Source organism: Streptomyces sp. NPDC048331 (assembly GCF_043201215.1).
GTDB lineage: Bacteria > Actinomycetota > Actinomycetes > Streptomycetales > Streptomycetaceae > Streptomyces.
In genome coordinates this window covers 84,584-101,502 of sequence record NZ_JBICYT010000025.1, presented here as the reverse complement: position 1 = coordinate 101,502, position 16,919 = coordinate 84,584, and the positions used below count along the sequence as shown (strand labels likewise).

At 73.5% G+C, this 16,919-nt stretch carries 12 protein-coding genes; 1 reads left to right on the top strand and 11 read right to left on the bottom strand.

Translation table 11 applies throughout. From position 1 onward, the window contains the following. Positions 1 to 167 precede the first annotated feature (167 nt). The 9 genes from ACGFYY_RS30045 to ACGFYY_RS30005 all read right to left on the bottom strand — a co-directional run bounded on the left by ACGFYY_RS30045 (position 168) and on the right by ACGFYY_RS30005 (position 12,323). Positions 168 to 2,174: an RICIN domain-containing protein gene (locus ACGFYY_RS30045; RefSeq protein WP_393714135.1), complete on the bottom strand. Its 2,007-nt coding sequence runs from the start codon at positions 2,172 to 2,174 to the stop codon at positions 168 to 170. 521 nt (positions 2,175 to 2,695) lie between these two features. Continuing rightward, positions 2,696 to 3,901, bottom strand: coding sequence for an NAD(P)/FAD-dependent oxidoreductase (locus ACGFYY_RS30040; protein WP_393714133.1), 1,206 nt, complete (start codon positions 3,899 to 3,901; stop codon positions 2,696 to 2,698). A gap of 137 nt (positions 3,902 to 4,038) precedes the next feature. Further along, positions 4,039 to 4,935, bottom strand: coding sequence for a sigma-70 family RNA polymerase sigma factor (locus ACGFYY_RS30035; RefSeq protein WP_393714131.1), 897 nt, complete (start codon positions 4,933 to 4,935; stop codon positions 4,039 to 4,041). A gap of 131 nt (positions 4,936 to 5,066) precedes the next feature. Further along, positions 5,067 to 5,774 (bottom strand): DsbA family protein, encoded by a 708-nt coding sequence (locus ACGFYY_RS30030; protein ID WP_393714129.1) that lies wholly within the window; start codon positions 5,772 to 5,774, stop codon positions 5,067 to 5,069. Between the two features lie 150 nt (positions 5,775 to 5,924). Further along, positions 5,925 to 6,746, bottom strand: a complete 822-nt coding sequence (locus tag ACGFYY_RS30025) for a polysaccharide deacetylase family protein (RefSeq protein WP_393714127.1) — start codon at positions 6,744 to 6,746, stop codon at positions 5,925 to 5,927. 130 nt (positions 6,747 to 6,876) lie between these two features. Then, complete coding sequence (locus ACGFYY_RS30020; protein WP_393714199.1) at positions 6,877 to 7,419, bottom strand: FABP family protein; 543 nt, start codon at positions 7,417 to 7,419, stop codon at positions 6,877 to 6,879. A 95-nt stretch (positions 7,420 to 7,514) separates the two neighbouring features. Continuing rightward, positions 7,515 to 9,590: an elongation factor G gene (fusA, locus tag ACGFYY_RS30015; protein WP_393714125.1), complete on the bottom strand. Its 2,076-nt coding sequence runs from the start codon at positions 9,588 to 9,590 to the stop codon at positions 7,515 to 7,517. Positions 9,591 to 10,138: 548 nt separating this feature from the next. Continuing rightward, positions 10,139 to 11,515 (bottom strand): sensor histidine kinase, encoded by a 1,377-nt coding sequence (locus ACGFYY_RS30010; RefSeq protein WP_393714197.1) that lies wholly within the window; start codon positions 11,513 to 11,515, stop codon positions 10,139 to 10,141. A gap of 130 nt (positions 11,516 to 11,645) precedes the next feature. Continuing rightward, positions 11,646 to 12,323, bottom strand: a complete 678-nt coding sequence (locus ACGFYY_RS30005; protein WP_030772503.1) for a response regulator transcription factor — start codon at positions 12,321 to 12,323, stop codon at positions 11,646 to 11,648. A 138-nt stretch (positions 12,324 to 12,461) separates the two neighbouring features. On the opposite strand from ACGFYY_RS30005, the gene ACGFYY_RS30000 reads away from it, so the two are divergent. Beyond that, positions 12,462 to 13,106 (top strand): hypothetical protein, encoded by a 645-nt coding sequence (locus ACGFYY_RS30000; protein WP_393714122.1) that lies wholly within the window; start codon positions 12,462 to 12,464, stop codon positions 13,104 to 13,106. A gap of 231 nt (positions 13,107 to 13,337) precedes the next feature. Here ACGFYY_RS30000 and ACGFYY_RS29995 read toward each other — a convergent pair whose 3' ends face one another. Together ACGFYY_RS29995 and ACGFYY_RS29990 are read right to left on the bottom strand one after the other, a co-directional pair. Beyond that, positions 13,338 to 14,558, bottom strand: a complete 1,221-nt coding sequence (locus tag ACGFYY_RS29995) for an FAD-dependent monooxygenase (RefSeq protein WP_393714120.1) — start codon at positions 14,556 to 14,558, stop codon at positions 13,338 to 13,340. Between the two features lie 53 nt (positions 14,559 to 14,611). Next, entirely contained in the window at positions 14,612 to 16,504 is a 1,893-nt protein-coding gene (locus ACGFYY_RS29990; RefSeq protein ID WP_393714118.1) for a hypothetical protein, read from the bottom strand. Positions 16,505 to 16,919: the final 415 nt, after the last annotated feature.

The following is a 16,919-nucleotide window of genomic DNA, read 5'->3' as shown; positions in this document are numbered from 1 at the left end:
TTTGGGGCGGGGGGGGCGCCGGGGGCCCCAAACCCCGTTGCTGTGGGCGCCGGGGGGGGGGGGGGGTGGGGGGGGGGGGGGGGGGGGGGCGGGGGGGGGGGGCCCCCCCCCCCCCCGGGGTGGGTTCACGCCGCCAGGGCGTCAGGAATGCTGCGCCATGGCAGTGATCAGCCGGACTTCTGCAGGGTCCAGGCCTGCGTCGCGCGGCCGTCCGCACGCTGGAGGTCGAGCAGCCAGTACCCGTAGTAGGGGCGGTTGCTGACGGTGAGGGCGAAGCCGCCGCTCGCGTCCGTCACGGTCACCGCCCCACCGCGCGAGGTCAGCTTCCAGGCCTGCGCCTTGTTGCCGTTGGCGCAGGGCTGCTGCGAGACCCACATGCCCGCGGCGGGGGTGCCGCCCGGCTGGAGGCACTTGCCGGAGGCCACGGACTTGATGCGCACCTGGCCGCTGCCCGCGTCGTCGAAGTACCACTGCTGCTGGGCGTAGCCGTTGGTGCGGCCACCGACGAGCACGGTGCCGTCGGCGGTGCGGCCGCCCCACACCTCGGCGGCCATGCCGGTGCTGCCGTTGCCGAGCACGTACTTGGAGCCCGGGGTGGTCGCGCCGCCGCCCCCGCCCGTCGTACGGAAGGACGCGGCCTTGCCGGGTCCGCTGTCACGGCCGGCGCTGTCGCGGACCGAGACGGTCACCTTGTAGGCCGTGTCGGGCTGCAGGTTGTAGATGCGGAGCACCTGGGACTGGACCCACGTCAGGTGCTTGCCGTTCAGCTGCACCGCGTACCAGGAGGCGCCGTCGACCTTGGGCCAGCTCACCACGACCGAGTTGGACTGGATCTGCGCCGCCGTCACGGTCGGGCCGCCGGTGGGCTTCTTGGTCGGCGTCGGCGTGGGCTTCTTGGTGGGCGTCGGGTTCGGGTTCGGACCCGGGTCCGTGCCGCCGCCGCCCTGGGTCTTCATCAGGAACTGGTTGTCGGCGATGTTCCAGTGCGTGGCCAGGTAGCTGCCGGCCTTGGGACTGGTGTGGAAGTAGTCGTCGTGGTTGCAGTCCAGGATGTTCTCGGCGGCCTGGTTGGTGCAGATGTTGCGCATCTGCGGGTAGTACGGGGTGTCGGAGTAGCACATGACGTCGTACTCGTCGGTGCAGTGCGCGCCACGGCTGGTGTTCGGGGCGCTGTTGTTGACCGCGCCCAGGTTGTGGCCGAGCTCGTGCGCGGCGGTGTGACCGCCCCAGCAGCCGGAGTCGGTGCGCCCGTAGGAGGGGCCGAAGTTGCTCTGGTTGGCCTGACCGGGCCGCTCGTCGCCGGCGAAGGTGCCGATGCCGCAGTAGACCTGGCTGTCGGCGAAGATCATGTACTTGCGGTCGCGACGGTCGAGGCCCTTGCCGGCGAGCGCGTTGTTCGTCGCGCTGAACTCGGCCAGGGCCGAGGCCGGGAGCTCGATGTTGAGCACGGTGGGGGTGCAGTCGGCGGCCGTCACATAGCGGATGTGACGGACTCCGCCGGTCTCCTTGGCACTCGTCGAGTAGATGAGGTCGGCGTCGGCCGCCCACTTGCGGAACGAGGCGACGTACTCGGAGTAGCGGTCCTTGCCGGGGGCGTGGACGTAGACGACCTGTACGCGGTTGCCGGTGCTGCCGTCGCCGTCGCACTGGACGGTCTGACCGGCGGGGCCGGCGGCGACGTTCTGGCTGCCGGCCGCGGCCGCGGGTTCGGGTGCGGAGGCCTTGGTGGCCGTCGACGCGTCGGCCGCGGGCGCGTCCTGAGGACGCCCGCCGCCTTCCTTGCTGGCCGGGTCATCGGCGGCGGGGCGGGCCGGATCGGCTGCCGGAGCCGTCTCCTTGACCGCGGGCGCGATGTCCTTCGTGATGTCGACGCCCTTGGGCGGGGCGTCGGGGCCGTGGGTGCACAGCCCGGTGTCGGTGCGGTAGACACCCACGCACCGGTCGCCCTTCGGCGCGGCCTGGAGGCCGTCGTAGATCATGCCGGTCGCGGTCTCGTTGGCGGGCGCGGCGGCGAGCGGTTCCGGCTCCTGGTCACGGGCCGGTGCGGCGGCCGGTGCCTCGGCGGCGGCCTCCACCACGGGCGCCGCGGCCTGGGCGCCGTCGCCGATTCCTGAGTAGGCGATGCCTGCGGCTATCAGCCCCGCCGCTGCGGTGGCGGCGGTGACGAGTATCAACCGCCGCGGTTTGCGACGGTGGTCGGCGGCGGCAGGCCGTCTGCGACGTCCTGTCATGGGCACCTCAAATCGTTGTCGGAAGACTGGGTGCGCGGAAGCCTGCCAGACGAATGCCGAGGAAAATTCGGACAAACGGGGGCGTGCACCGGGAAATCATTCCGTTACCTGTCGACACGATTTGACGAACAATCAACTAGCAATAACCACAGGGCAGTTACGCGCGTCGCACCTTAATGGTCCAGTCCTTCCCTGGCGGGTTGTTATCAAATCGAGATATGAACCGGAGGCTTGTTGACGGGAATTCAGTCAGGAATTCACCTAATTACTACCTGCTGAATTGCCTTGGTCACGACCCGTGAGGTGTGGTGGTCGCGCCGCCCGCCGGAACGTGCCGGAGCGCCGCCGAAGGCGGTTCGGGGTCGGCGAGTTCGACCGAAACGTGCCCATCGGGCACGACGGACCGGGTGGTCGGCCCCCGGGATGACCGCAGGGCCGGCCAGGTCTCGTGGACGACGCCGCGCTCAGACCGACCGGTCGGCGGTGGTCGCCGCCCCACCGCGCGCGGCCCGCAGCCGCCGCCCGCGCTGGTCCCCACCCGAGACGCGGTGCAGCCCGTACGAACCGGGCTCGCCCGCCTCGTCCGCCAAGTGCTTGACGGTGCCCTTGCACACGAGCTCCTTGAGCTTCGCCCCCGGGCGACCGGCGATGTGGAACCACAGCGCCACGTCGTTCCTGTGGGCGAACTGGAAGATGCCGGCGCGGCGACCCAGACTGATGCACTGTCCGGCGAACACCTGGTTGAGGGTGGAGGGCGCCTCCCCGTCGATCCGACTGAGCACCGTGTCGGCGGCCCGCGCGCCCAGCGGCATCGCCGCCTGGCAGCTCATGCGCAGCGGCAGGTCCGACGGCGCCGCCGAGTCGCCCGCCGCGACCACGCGGTCGTCGTCCACGCTCGTCAGCGTCTCGTCCGTGAGCAGGCGGCCCACGGCGTCCGTGCTCAGCCCGCTGCGCGCGGCCAGGTCCGGCACCCCGAATCCGGCGGTCCAGACGGTCACCTCGCTCGCCACCTCCCGGCCGTCGCCGAGTCGCACCACGTCCCGGGTCACCTCCGTCACCTTCGTCCCGGGGCCGTCGAGCACGGTCACCCCGAGCCCGGCCAGCCGCCCCGCGACCGAGCGGCGGCCCCGGGCGTGCAGGTAGGGGCCGAGCACTCCACCGCAGACCAGCGTGACGCGGCGGCCCTGTTCCGCGAACTCGGCGGCCGTCTCGATGCCCGTCGGACCCGCCCCGACCACCGTCACCGCCGCGGTGGGGGCGGCGGCTTCGAGGACCGGACGCAGCCGCTGGGTCTCCTCCAAGGTGGTGATCGGGTAGGCGAACTCGGCGGCCCCGGGCACCAGGAGCTCGGCGCTGCCGCTGCCCACCGCGTAGACCAGGTAGTCGTAGCCGATCCGGGCGCCGCTCCCCAACGCCACGCTGCGCTCCGAGGCGTCGATCCGCGTCACGGTGTCCACGACCAGCCGCACGCCCTCGGCGAGGACCTCGCGGTACTCGACGACCGCGTCATCGGTCCCGGCGGCCAGCTGGTGCAGGCGGATCCGCTCGACGAAGTTCGCACGCGGGTTGATCAGGGTCACCGTCACGCCGTCCCGCTGCGTCAGGCGGTTGGCCGCCATGACACCCGCGTATCCTCCGCCGATCACGACCACATCGGTGTGCTGAGTCATGGTGTCTCTCCCCTTCGTTCCTGCGTTTCGGCCGGTTCGACATCAAGACACCGCAGGATCCCGGGATGTGACAGGGTGTGAGGCAGGTCACTCCGTCGGCCCGGTCGGCGTGCACTCCGCCGGACCGCGGCGGGGGCTCAGCCGCCCTGGACGACGCTCAGGTCGATGCGCGCCAGGCGCTCCGGGTCGGTGAGGATGTCGAGTGAGGTGATCCGGCCGTTCCGGACGGTGAACGCCATGACCGACAGCGCACGGCCCTCCGCCATCGCGACCACCCCGGGAACCCCGTTGACCAGCACTGCGTGGGCGGCCTCCGCGAACCGGGCGAAGGTGATGGCCTGGGAGGCGACCTCGGCCGCGCCGCGCCGGAGCAGCGTGGGACGCAGCGTGCCACCGTCCGAGCGCGCCACCACATCGGGGTCGAGCACCGCGACGAGGGCGTCGAAGTCCCCGCCGCGCGAGGCGGCGAGGAAGGCGTCGACGATCGCGCGCAAGCGCGACCGGTCGGGGTCCGGAGCGGGCGCCGCGCCCTGGACGCGACGGCGGGCCCGGCTCGCGAGCTGCCGGGTCGTGGCGGCGGAACGCCCGAGCACGGGGGCGATCTCGTCGAACGGCACGGCGAAGAGATCGTGCAGGACGAACGACAGTCGCTCCGCCGGCGCGAGGGTGTCCAGGACGACCATCAGGGCGATGCCGACCGAGTCGGCCAGCAGGATCTCCTGCTCCGGGTCGAGCCCGTCCGCACGGCTGACGATCGGGTCGGGAACGCGGACCTGCCCTTCCTGGTCGTGCAGCGGATCCTCGCGCCGGGAGCCGCGCGAGCGCAGCATGTCCAGACACACCCGGCCGACCACGGTGGTCAGCCAGCCGCCCAGGTTCTCCACCGCGGCCGCGTCGGAGCGGTTCAGCTTGAACCAGGTCTCCTGTACCGCGTCCTCCGCTTCGCTGAGCGAGCCGAGCATCCGGTAGGCCACCGCCCGCAGATGCGAACGGTGCTCCTCGAAGCGCTGCGCCAGAACTTCCTTCTCGCTCACCCGTCACATCCCCGTGATCCGATCCGTCAGTGCCGAGTCGGACGATAACCGACCGGCCAACGGACGTCCCCTGCAAAAGGGTTGGGGGAGCGGGAGCAACCTCGGCCGCCGCGGCGGACGCGCCTGCTCCACTACGCCACGGCTCGGGCCTTCCTCCTGAGGTGCCGGTAGAGGCTGCTGCGATCGGTGTAGAGCTCGCTGCGGTCCGACGGCACGAGGGCTCCGTCGATCGCCATGGCGGGCGTGCCGGGTACGGGCGACGCGCGGAGCGCCTCGTCGGCGGCTTCGACGAAGTCCCGGTGCTTCGTCTCCAGCACGGCCTCGTCGAACTCCGGGCCGCGCAGGCCCGGAATCATGATGGCCAGTCCCAGCAGCCGGTCCCGCGTGAAGCCGCCCGACTTCCGCACCCGGCTCTGTTCGCGGTACAGCAGGTCGTGGTACTCGGCGAACTTCTGCTGATCCAGGGCGGCGCGCAGGGCGTTCGCCGCGAGCTCCGATCCCGGGCCCAGGAAGGACCCCAGCGTGAACTGCAACTGGAGCGCGCCGTTGCGGGCCGCGCGCTTCAGGTACGGGGCGGTGCCCTCCGTCTCGAACTCGGCGCACGCCGGGCAGCTCATGTCCTCGTACAACCGGACGGCGAGCGGAGCGCCGGGGTCGCCGAGCACGATCGTGGTGCCGTCGGAGGCCAGGGACTCCGGAGCCACGGGCAGGTTCGCGCTCGCCGAGACGTCGAGCGGGTCGCCGCGCCCGTCGTCCCTGCTGCGGCAGCCGCCGACGGTGGCCGCGGTGGTGATGGCGGCCGCCGCGACCAGGAAGCCGCGTCTGGATCCGACCTGCATGTATGTTCCCCCCTGGTGATCGACAGGGTGACATTACGTGGACGTCGCGCCGGACGCGCACGGCATTTTTCGCATGCCGGACGGACGGATCCGCGGCGCTGCGTACGCGAGGTCGCCGGCCGGCGGCCGGGGACGCCGTGCGGGCGACCGTTACCGGGTCTCCGCCGCGGCTACGAGGAACTGGCGCAGGTCGACGATCTCGTATCCGTCGGCCACGGCCGCGTCGACGATCAGGGGAAGGGCTTCGGCGTCGAGGACGACGCCGGCGCCGTTGTTGCCGACGTGCATCTGGATGATCGCCCCGGGAGCGAAGGCGTCGACGGCCCGTTCGACGGCTTCGTCCACGCTCATCCCGCCCTGCGGGCCGAGGTATCCGTTCGTATCGGCACTGAACTCGATCGCCGCGTAACCCAGGTCGTTGACGTCGGCGATGGCGTCCGGGGTGGTGGCACTGTAGGGGAAACGGAAGAACGGCAGGGGCTCGGTCCCGGCCGCCGCCCGGATGGCCGCGTCGGCGCCGCGCACCTCCTCCGCCCGCTCGGCGGTGCTCAGGTCCCTGAAGTAGGGGTGGCTGTACGAGTGGTTGCCGAGGCCGTGCCCCGCGTCGGCGATGGTGCGCACCGCCGCGGGCCGGGCCTCGGCGAACGCGCCGGTCGGGAAGAAGGTGGCGGGCAGCTTCCGTCGGCGCAGTTCGGCCAGCACCGTGTCGATCCCGTCGACGTCCCAGGCGGCGTTGAAGGTGAGGGCCAGCACCTTGCGGGAGGTGGGCAGCCGGCGGATCTCGTCGCCCAGCAGCGAAGCCGGCGGGCGGGGACCCGCAGCGGCCCGGCCGGTGCGCGCCGGCGCCTGCGCGGACGCGGCGGGGGAGGAGGGCGCGAAGCCGGCGAACCCCGCCACCCCCGTGCACAGCAGGCCCGCCAGCGCGGAGCGTCGTTCCACATCCACCACGGTCACTCCCACGGTCGCGGTCACGGCCGTCGACTCCGGCCCGCCACCGACTATGCGTCGGCGCGAGCGGCGGCACCCGCAGCCCTGCCGGGGCACCCGGGTGATCTCCCGAAGGGGTCGCTCCCAGGCGCCCGGCGAGATCCGGAAGAGACGGCTAGGACGGGAGCTGCCGCAGGTGCGTCGTGAGGTGGTGCTGCAGGGGCTGTCCCACGGCGGCCATGTCGTGGACCACCGTCATCTCGCCGTTCTCGACCGTGTAGTGCCGCCGCGTGCCGGTGACCTCCTTGGCCAGCGGCGTCAGCGAGACGTCCTTGGTCTCGATCTCGACCTCCGTGCCGGACACCCGTCCGACATACGTCTCCACGATGCCGGTGGGGTGGGCGAGTACGACCTCCAGCCCGGCGTCGGGAGTCACCCGCCACCACCCGGCCTCACGGCCCGCCGGCCGCACGGGCGTCCCGGAGGCGTCGATGAGCCACGCACGTGCCTCGTACCGCAGGAAGGGCCGGCCGTCGTGGCTGAAGGTGATCTCCTGCGCGTAGCGGAAGTCCTGCTCGAGGGTCGGGTACTCGCCCCGCCCCCGGCCGTGCCAACGCCCCAGCAGGTGCAGTACGGGCCGCAGCAACGGGTGCGGCTGGGGGCCCTCACCGAGGACGTGGCTGTCGGGGTAGGGATTTTCCTGCACCGGCTCGAACATGGTCACCTTTGTCTGTCTACGAGTACCGCCGAACCCCGCAGCTTAGCCCGCCCCGCCCCCGACGAACGGGGACGGGGCGGGCGTTCACCCTGCGGTCACCGGGCCGGCAGAGCCGCCGTGACCGAGGCCGGAACCGGAGCGAGACCGGCCGGCCGGGTGGTGAAGGTGCCCCGGCCCCGCGTCCGGCCGCGCAACCGGGACGCGTAGCCGAACAGCTCGGCCAGCGGCACGGCCGCCGTGATCACCGCGGTCCCCGTCTCGGCGGTGGACCCGGAGACCCGGCCACGGCGGGCGGCGAGATCACCCAGAACGCCGCCGACGCCGTCCTCCGGAACCGTCACCGTGACCTCGACGAGCGGTTCCAGGAGCTCCATCGTGCTCAGCCGCAGGGCCTCGCGCAGCCCGAACCGGCCCGCCGCGCGGAACGCCATCTCCGAGGAGTCCTTGGAGTGGGTCGCCCCGTCGGTGAGCGTGACCCGCAGCCCTGTCACCGGGAACCCGCCGAGCGGGCCCTCGGCCAGCGCGTCGCGACAGCCGGCCTCGACGGCGCGCGCGTACTCCTGCGGTACGCGTCCGCCGACGACCGTCGACCGGAACTCGAAGCACGGCTGCTCCATCGGCTCGACGTCGAGGACCACGTGCGCGAACTGGCCCGCGCCACCATCCTGTTTGACATGCCGGTGGACGAGGCCGACGACCCCGCGTACGACGGTCTCCCGGTAGGAGACCTGCGGCCGGCCGACGACGACCTCCAGCCCGTGGCCGCTGCGGATCTTCTCCACCGCCACCTCCAGGTGCAGCTCGCCCATCCCCGACAGCACGGTCTGGCCGCTCTCCGGGTCGGACCGCACCACCAGCGACGGGTCCTCCTCGGCGAGCCGGGCCAGCGCCGCCGACAGCCGGCCCGTGTCCGTACCGCGCCGGGCCTCGACCGCGACCGACACCACCGGATCGGCCACCGACGGCGGTTCCAGGACCAGGGGCGCGCCCGGCGCGCACAGGGTCGTGCCCGCCCGGGCGGCCTTCAGCCCGATCACCGCGACGATGTCACCGGCCACCGCCTCCTCCCGCTCCTCGTGCCGGTCCGCCTGGACCCGCAGGATCCGGCCGACCCGCTCCGTACGGCCCGTGGCCGCGTCCACGACCGTCGCGCCCTTGCGCAGGGTGCCCGCGTAGACCCGTAGGTAGGTGAGCCGGCCGGTCGCCGTCGCCGTCACCTTGAAGGCGAGGGCCGTGAACGGCTCCGCCGGGTCGGGCGCGCGCTCCTCTTCCACCCCGTCGCCCACCAGCCCGCGGACCGCGGGCATGTCGGCGGGAGACGGCAGGTAGGCGAGGACCGCGTCCAGCAGCGGCTCGATACCGCGGTTGCGGTAGGCCGAGCCGCACAGCACCACGACACCGTCCCCGCGCAGCGTCAGCTCCCGCAGGGCGCGCACGAGCGTGACGTCCGTCAGGGCCGAGGCCGAGCAGAACTCCTCGAAGGCGTCGGTGTGCAGCTCCGCCACCGTCTCCTCCAGGAGTCGGCGGCGCCGGGCCGCTTCCTCCCGCAGTGGCTCGGGGACCGGGCCGACCTGGTAGCCGTCGGAGCCGACCCGCCACCGAAGGGCGCGCATCGCCAGCAGGTCGACGACACCGGAGAACGAGTCCTCCGCCCCGATGGGCAGCTGTACCACCAGGGGTACGACGCCCAGGCGCCGGCGGATCGACGCGACGGCGGTGTCGAGGTCGGCTCCCGCCCGGTCCAGCTTGTTGACGAACGCGATCCGCGGCACACCGTACCGGTCGGCCTGCCGCCACACCGTCTCGCTCTGCGGTTCCACCCCGGCGACGGCGTCGAACACCGCGACCGCCCCGTCCAGGACCCGCAGGGAACGCTCGACCTCGTCGGAGAAGTCGACGTGACCCGGGGTGTCGATCAGGTTGACGCGATGACCGGCCCAGACACAGCTCACGGCCGCGGCGAAGATGGTGATGCCGCGATCGCGTTCCTGGGGGTCGTGGTCGGTGACGGTGGTGCCGTGATGGACCTCGCCCCGTTTGTGGATGGCACCGGTCGCGAAGAGGATCCGTTCGGTGACGGTGGTCTTGCCGGCGTCGACGTGGGCGAGGATGCCCAGATTGCGGACGGCGGTGAGGGAAGAGGTGGTGCGGGGCTGCCTGTTGGCGCGCATGGCCGAGGCCTTTCGAGTGTGCTGAGGAAGAGGGCGGCGCGATTCCCGGAAGCCTGCTTCGATCCGTGCTCCGTGCTCCGTGGTCCTCGGTGCCGTCGGCGGCCGGCGGCGCAGGGCGGAGCGACGTCGCCGTCCGCGCCGGAAGGAGTCCGGCAGGAGGACGTACGGGCTCACGCGCTCAGGGCGTGCGGAAGGCAGGAGAGGACGGGGGAGAACGGGAGAGGACGGACGGAACCCTAGAAGTGGGTCACGGGCATACGGTGACGGCCGCGCAGCCGGCACCGCGCGCTACGAGACACCGGGATCACGTCGTACCGGGTCGGGGGAGCGAAGGCGGCGGTGCGGTACGTGCACATGGCGCGGCTCCCCTTCTCTTCACTCGGCATGAGGCGCGCGGAGCCCTGTCGGCAGCGCGCACGCCGAGTCTAGTGACGGTGTCCGGCCGGGGCACCGGGTTTTCCGGGGCCTCACCGGGCGGGAGTTGACCGCGCGTCACCGAGGGCGGCACGGCGGCCCGGCCACCCCGGCCCCGTCAGAGCCGGGGGTCGTCAGGGCCGGCGGGTCGTCGGCAGGCGCAGTACCATCCGGGCGCCCGCGGCGCCGCCCGCACCGCCCTCGGCCGTCAGCGTGCCGCCGTGGTGGGTGCTCAGGTCGCGGGCGATGGCGAGGCCCAGACCGGCCCCACCGTGGTCGCGGCTGCGCGAGTCGTCGAGGCGCGTGAAACGTTCGAAGATCCGTTCCCGGTCGGCCGCCGGGACACCGGGGCCGTCGTCGACCACCTCCAACACGGCGGTGCCCGGCCGGGTGTCGTTCGTGGTGCGCAGGGTGATGTCCACACGGCCTTCGGCGTAGCGCTGCGCGTTGTCGACGAGGTTCGTCACGATACGGCCGAGCCACAGCGCGCCGGCGGTGACCTCGACATCGGGTTCCAGCCGCAGCCGTACGGGGACCCGGTCGCCGAGTCGGCCCTCCACCACCTCGCGCACCAGGCCGGTCAGGTCCAGCGGCGCCGCGACCACCGGCTGGGCCGCGTCGATCCGGGCGAGCAACAGCAGGTCGGCCGTGAGGTGCTGGAGCCGTTCGATGTCCTCCAGGGCCCCGGAGATCAGCTCGGGCCACAGCTCCGGGTCCTGGACGGCCAGGGCCACCTCCAGCTGGGTGCGCAGGACGGTGATGGGGCTGCGCAGTTCGTGGGAGGCGTCGGCGATGAACTGCTGCTGGCGGATCCCCGAGGCCTCCAGCCGGTCCAGGGTGGCGTTCATGGTCTCGGCCAGCCGGGCGACCTCGTCGCGGGTGGCGGGCACCGGCACCCGGCGGTGCAGGCCGCGGTCGGAGATCTCGGCGACCTCCGCCCGGATCTCCTCCACGGGCCGCAACGCGTGGCCGGTGACCCGCCAGGTCACGAGGGCGACGGTGGCCAGGAGCAGGGGCATGCCGATGACGAGGGCGGCGGTGGTCGTGTCGTCGGCCGCGTCGGCGTCCCGCAGGGAGGCGCCGGCGTAGACGGTGGCCATGCCGTCCGGGGTCTCCGTGACGACCTGGACGACCCGCTGCCGGTACTCACCGTCCAGCGGGCGGACCCGCCAGGTGTGGAACCGGGTTCCCGGAACGCCGGGCACCGTCGGCGGGAAGGCCGGCACACCGGCCAGGTTCGGGCTGGCGAACAGGACGCGCCCGTCCGCGCCCACCACCTGGACGAAGTCGATGCCGCGAGCCGGCGGCCGTGCGCGGCCCAGCTTCCCGGCGGCGGCGAGCTGCGCCACCGTCTCGGCCTGCCGCCGGGCGTCGTTCTCCGCGTTGCGGAGCAGGTTCGCCTCCAGCAGCCCGAGCAGGGCGAACGAGGCGAGCGCCAGAGCCGCGGCCACCACCACGCTCGCGCCCACGGTCGCCCGCGCCCGTACGGTGGTGGGCCACAGCCGCCGCAGTGCCGGCCACCGGCGCAGGACCCTGCCCGGGAGCGCGCGCAGAACGGCGCGCACGCGCTCGCCGTCACGGTCGCCTTCGCGCTCGCCGTCCTTGCCGCGCCCGCACGGGCCGGGCCGTTCGACCACGGTCTCAGCCACCGTCGGCCGCCAGTCGGTACCCGGCTCCGCGTACGGTCTCCACCGCGGCGCGGCCGAACGGCGCGTCTATCTTGCGCCGGACGGCGCTGACGTGGACCTCGACCACGTTGGGATCGCCGTCGAAGGCGCTGTCCCACACCTGCTCCAGGATGTCCCGCTTGGGCACCACCTCACCGGAGCGCCGGGCCAGGTACTCCAGCACCGCGAACTCCCGCGCCGTCAGCCGGATCTCCGTGCCGCCACGGGAACAGGAGTGCCGGGCGGGGTCGAGCAGCAGATCGCCGAACCGCATCACCTGCGGTCGTCGGCGGCCCGTACGCCGGCCGAGCGCGCGCAGCCGGGCGACGAGGACCAGGTAGGAGAACGGCTTGGACAGGAAGTCGTCGGCGCCGGTGTCGAGCGCCTCCGCCTCGTCGTACTCGCCGTCCTTCGCCGTGAGCATCAGGATCCCCGACTCGTTGCCGGCCGCGCGCAGCTTCGCGCACACCCGGTATCCGTTCAGCCCGGGCAGCATGATGTCCAGCACGATGAGGTCGTAGTCGTGCTCCGTGGCCATCCACAGCCCCTGGGTCCCGTCGTGGGCCACGTCCACCGAGAACCCCTCGGACTGCAGCCCTCGCTGCAGGGCCACGGCGAGCCGCCGTTCGTCCTCCACCACCAGTACGCGCATGTCGGACAGGATCTCAGGACCGCTCCGCGGTTGGCTGAAGAGGTCTTCAGGTGGCTTCAGCGGGGCTTCAGGTTCCGCTCAGCATGCTCGGGAACGAGCCGCGCCGCACCGCGCCCGGTTGTCCTGAGGAGTGCTTGTATGTCTGATTCCGTCCCGCCGTCCGGTCAGCCCGACACCGCTGCCGAGACCGCCGCCGTGGCCACCCCGGCGACCGCCCCCGAGGCCGGGGCCCGCAAGTCCGCGGCCCTGGGCCGCCTCGTCCCCGGCGGCAAGCGGGCCCGCTGGGTGGCGGCGGGCGCCGTCGCGGTGGTGGTCGTCGGCGGAGCGGCGGCGGTCGCCGTGGCCGGACACCACGACCACCACATGCGCGTCGAGCGGGGTCCGCACATGGCCTGGGCCGGACCGGGCTTCGAGGGAGGCCTCCGGGGCGGCCCGCACGCCGCCGGACCGCGGCACGAACGGGAGCAGGCCGGACCCGGCCGACCTGCGGGCCCGAAGGCGCCGGGGGAGCTCGGTCGTCCCGGTGGCGCCGACGGACGAGGCGGCTTCGCCAAGGAGGCCCCGGCACCCGCACCCATCCCCTCCCTGGCCATCGGCGAAGCGGCCGAGAAGGCCGCCGCGGCCGTACCGGGCGGCAAGGTGGCCGGTCTGCGCGCGGTCGCACAGGAGGGCGGCGGCAGCGCCTGGCTGGCCGTGGTCATCGGCTCCGACGGGGTCCGGCACGCGGTCACCGTGTCCGGCACGGACGGCACGATCACCAGCAACACCACCAAGGACCGCTAGGCCGTCTCTTCCGGATCTTGCCGGGCCCGGCCCGCCCGGCACGGCACCTCGCCGCGTTGTCGGGGCACCCGAGTACGTCCGGTACACGGGCGCTCCTCCGCCTTGCGAGGCACCGCACCGGACGACCCGGGCTCATCCGACAAGATCCGAAGGAGACGACCTCGCACCGCCAGGACCGCAGCCCCCGCTGGGCCGTCCCTTCCGGATCAGGCCCGGACCCGGGGTCCTGGGCTACGGGGTCAGGGCGCGGCCCCCGATGTCGGGGGCCCCGCCGAGCTGGCCACGCCACCAGGCCTCCATCGCGCCGCCGTCCATGCCCGCCCAGGCCGGCGTCCGCTCGACCTGGGCGTGGCCCAGCCGGCGGGCCAGCGCGACCAGTTCCCGTCCGGCGGCGCCACGGGTCTCCTCGTAGCCGCGCAGCAGTTCCTCGAAGGAACCGCTGCCGCGCCAGCCGTCGGCGAGGGCGGTGGCGTCCTGGAGGGCCTTGGCGGCGCCGCTCGTGTTGTGCGGGCGTACGACACTCGCCGCGTCCCCCGCCAGCAGCAGCCGGCCGGCGGCGGTGCGCGTGGTCTCCACGTCGTAGATCGGCTGGACGAAGGTGTCCGCCGGGTCCGTGAGCGCGAGCGCCCGCCCCCAGTACGTCGGGAACTCACGATCGAGCAACACCGCCAGATGCTCGGCCAGCTCGGCGGTGAGGCCGCCCGGCGGGAAGCTCGTCGGATCGCCCTGGCGCAGCTGCCCGTCCTGCGGCGCGGACGCGTAGAGCACCCAGTTGACCCGCGGGCCGGCCGGCCCGGGAATCCGGTAGACGACACAGGAACCGCCGGGGAAGCAGACTGTGGTCACCGCCTCCGGCACCGAGTCCCCGACGCCGCCGAGCTCCGCGAGCCGCGCCGCGTCGACGTTGCCGCGCCAGCACACGTAACCGGCGTACTGCGGCCGGGCGTCCGGACAGAGCGCCGCCCGCACCACCGACCGGTACCCGTCGGCTCCGACCACCAGGTCGTACCGCTCCACGGACCCGTCCCCGAGTCGCACCTCGACGCCCGCGGCCCCGATGTCCCGGACCCCCGTCACCGCCGCCCCCTGCCGGTAGACCACCGAGTCCGGGACGGACTCCCGAAGGCCCTGCCAGAGCAGGCCCCAGTGGTAGGAGTGGAAGGGGAAGGGCTGCTCCCAGAGCACCCGGCCGCCCGGCCCGTGGGCATCGTCGCGGACCACCCAGCGGCGCCGTTCCAGCGGGTGCGCCGCGATCCCTCCGGGCAGCGCGCCGCTCGCACCCAGCTCGGCGGCCCGCTCGTCGTGGACGCACAGCCCGACGCCGCGGTCCTGCAGCCGCCCGCGCGTGCGCTCCAGTACCACCACCTCACCGGCGCCCGCCCGGGCCGCCGCCGTGGCGACGGCGCAGCCCGCGATGCTCCCGCCGACCACCGCGATCGTTCCACCTCGCATAGGACCTGCCTCCTGTCGACGCACATCACCGTCCCGCCCGCACCGGGCCGGGGTCACCCCGCAGCGGGCCGTGTCGCCGGCGGGGTGGGCCGCGGGGACCCCTGGAGGGCCAGTGCGGTCAGTACGACCAACGAGTCCGTCCAGCCCAGGGGCGCCACCGCGGACGGGAGTCCGGCCCCGTTCACCGTTTCGGGGAGCTCGCCCAGCCCGTTCCGGTTCGACAGCACCCAGTCCAGCACCCGGCCCGCCTTCGTCGGCTCACCCGTACCGGCCCAGGCGAGGGCGAAGAAGGAGGTGCTGGCCGTCCACGCGTACGAACCCCAGCTGAAGGAGGGGTCGTTGCCGGGCGAGACCCCACCGTTCGGGAGCAGCAGCGCCCGGTAGGAGGAGTCCAGCGCCTCGGCGAGACCGGCCGGGGCGGCGTTGAACGGGGGCGCCATGAAGGCCACCGCGCTGTCCCGACCGTGCTCGCCGTCGACGGTCCGCTGGTACCCCAGCGGGGCGAAGGAGGTGGCGATCGCGGCGGACAGCCGCCGGGCCGCTTCCCCCCACCGCTCCGCGTCCGCCGCCGTCCCCACCCGCGCGGCCAGGTCGGCCGCGGCGTTGAGCCCGGCCAGCAGGGGTGCCGCCGTCCCGATGTTGGCCGTCGTCGTGTCCAGCTCCCAGTAGTCCGGGGACGCCGGGGGCAGCCCGTCCGGCCCCAGGGAGCGGGCGGCGTGATCGGCCGCCTCGCGCACCATCGGGTAGAGCGCGCGCAGCCGGTCGTCCCGCCCGTCGACCGGCGCCGCCTGGTACCACTGCCACGTGGCCCAGGGCACCCAGCCGTTGCCGTCCAGCTGCCACTTCCGCCCGTCCGGCGGCCCGCTGCCGTCCAGTTCGGTACGGGCCTCCCAGGTCCCGTCGGACCGCTGGGTGAGGGCGTCGTAGCCCAGGATCCGGTAGGCCTCCTCGTCATGCCCGGTGGCGGCGAAGGCGACCGCCGCGAACGCCCCGTCGCGGGGCCAGGAGTACTCCCACGCCGGCGCCCACGCCGCCGCGAACGCCCCGTTGGGCTTCAGCAGCGCCCGCATCGACAGCAGGGCGCGCCGCGACGCTTCCCGCTGCGCGGCGGTGGCCCCGGGCACCGTGCCCGCCGCCAGCCACGCGCGGCTCTCCTGGATCTGCGCCGACGCGCCCGGGTCGTCCGCCTCGACCACCGTCGACGCCGAGGCCCCGTCGGGCAGGTACCGCCACCGGCCGGAGGGCAGGCGGAGCACATTGCTCCCGTCGACGTAGGAGGCGCCCACGGCGAAGGAGGGCAGGACGGCCTCGGTGGCCACCCGGTTGGTCAGCAGGCCCGACGTCCTGGCGGCGAGCGCCGAGGTCGGCACGTAGCAGGGCTCGGTCTCGCCGCAGCGCTCGCTGCCGGTGGGATCGATGTGGAAGGCGAGCCGGGAGGTGTACGCGTGCCAGCCGCCCCAGTACGCCCTGTCGTAGTTCCAGCTGGTCAACGAGTCGGGCACCGCGCGCGTGGTGCCGTACCAGGCGATCGGCCCGCTCTCCGCGGTGCTCGCCTGGAGGTGCAGGTAGTACGTGTCGCCCGCCGTGACGGCGGCGCTCAGCGGAAACTCGACCCAGCCGGCGCCGGCGCCGCCGAGCGCCGCGAGGTCCACCGTAGCCGAGGCGATCACCGACCCCGCGTCCGCACGGACCCGGCGGACCTGCGCGGTCACGGTGCCCGTCGCCGCCCCGCTGCCCAGCCAGACGCTCACCCGGGAGAGCCGCGTGCCGTCCACCGTGAACTCCTGGGCCGCCGCGTTGTTCGTCGCCTTCAGACCGAACAGCGCGCTCTCGTGGCCGACCTGGTGGTCGTAGGACATGGCGGCGGCCGGGTGCGGGAGCGCCGCGGGCACACCGGTCAGTGCCAGGCAGAGCACGGCGGGCAGCAAGGTCCTCGCGAACGCCATCTGTACAGCCCCTTCCTCCTCGACGGGCGCGCGGGCCCAGGGGGCCGGGGCGCCGAAAGCTGGACCCACCATGCAGGCATGCGGTGCCGGGAGGAGGGGAGTCGGGACGTGTCCCACCGGATCGGGCCGCAGCGGCATCCGATCGTGTGACAGGAACAGCGGAGGGGGCCCGCCCGGGCGCGTGCCGGCGGAAGAGGCGCTCGGCGGGCGCGCCGGGGCGCGCGCGGGCGGACCAGGGCGCGCGAAGAAGCGGATGCGCTTGCTTCCGAAGATTTCCAGGGACCGGCTTGCACGATCGGGCTCGCTTTCCGATGGGGTGGTGAATGGGAGCGCCCGGTGCTCCACGGCTGCCGGTTCGGGGGCAGGCACGCCGATCGCTGATGATCCACTTGAAAGGTTCCGCGCCGAAGTGAAT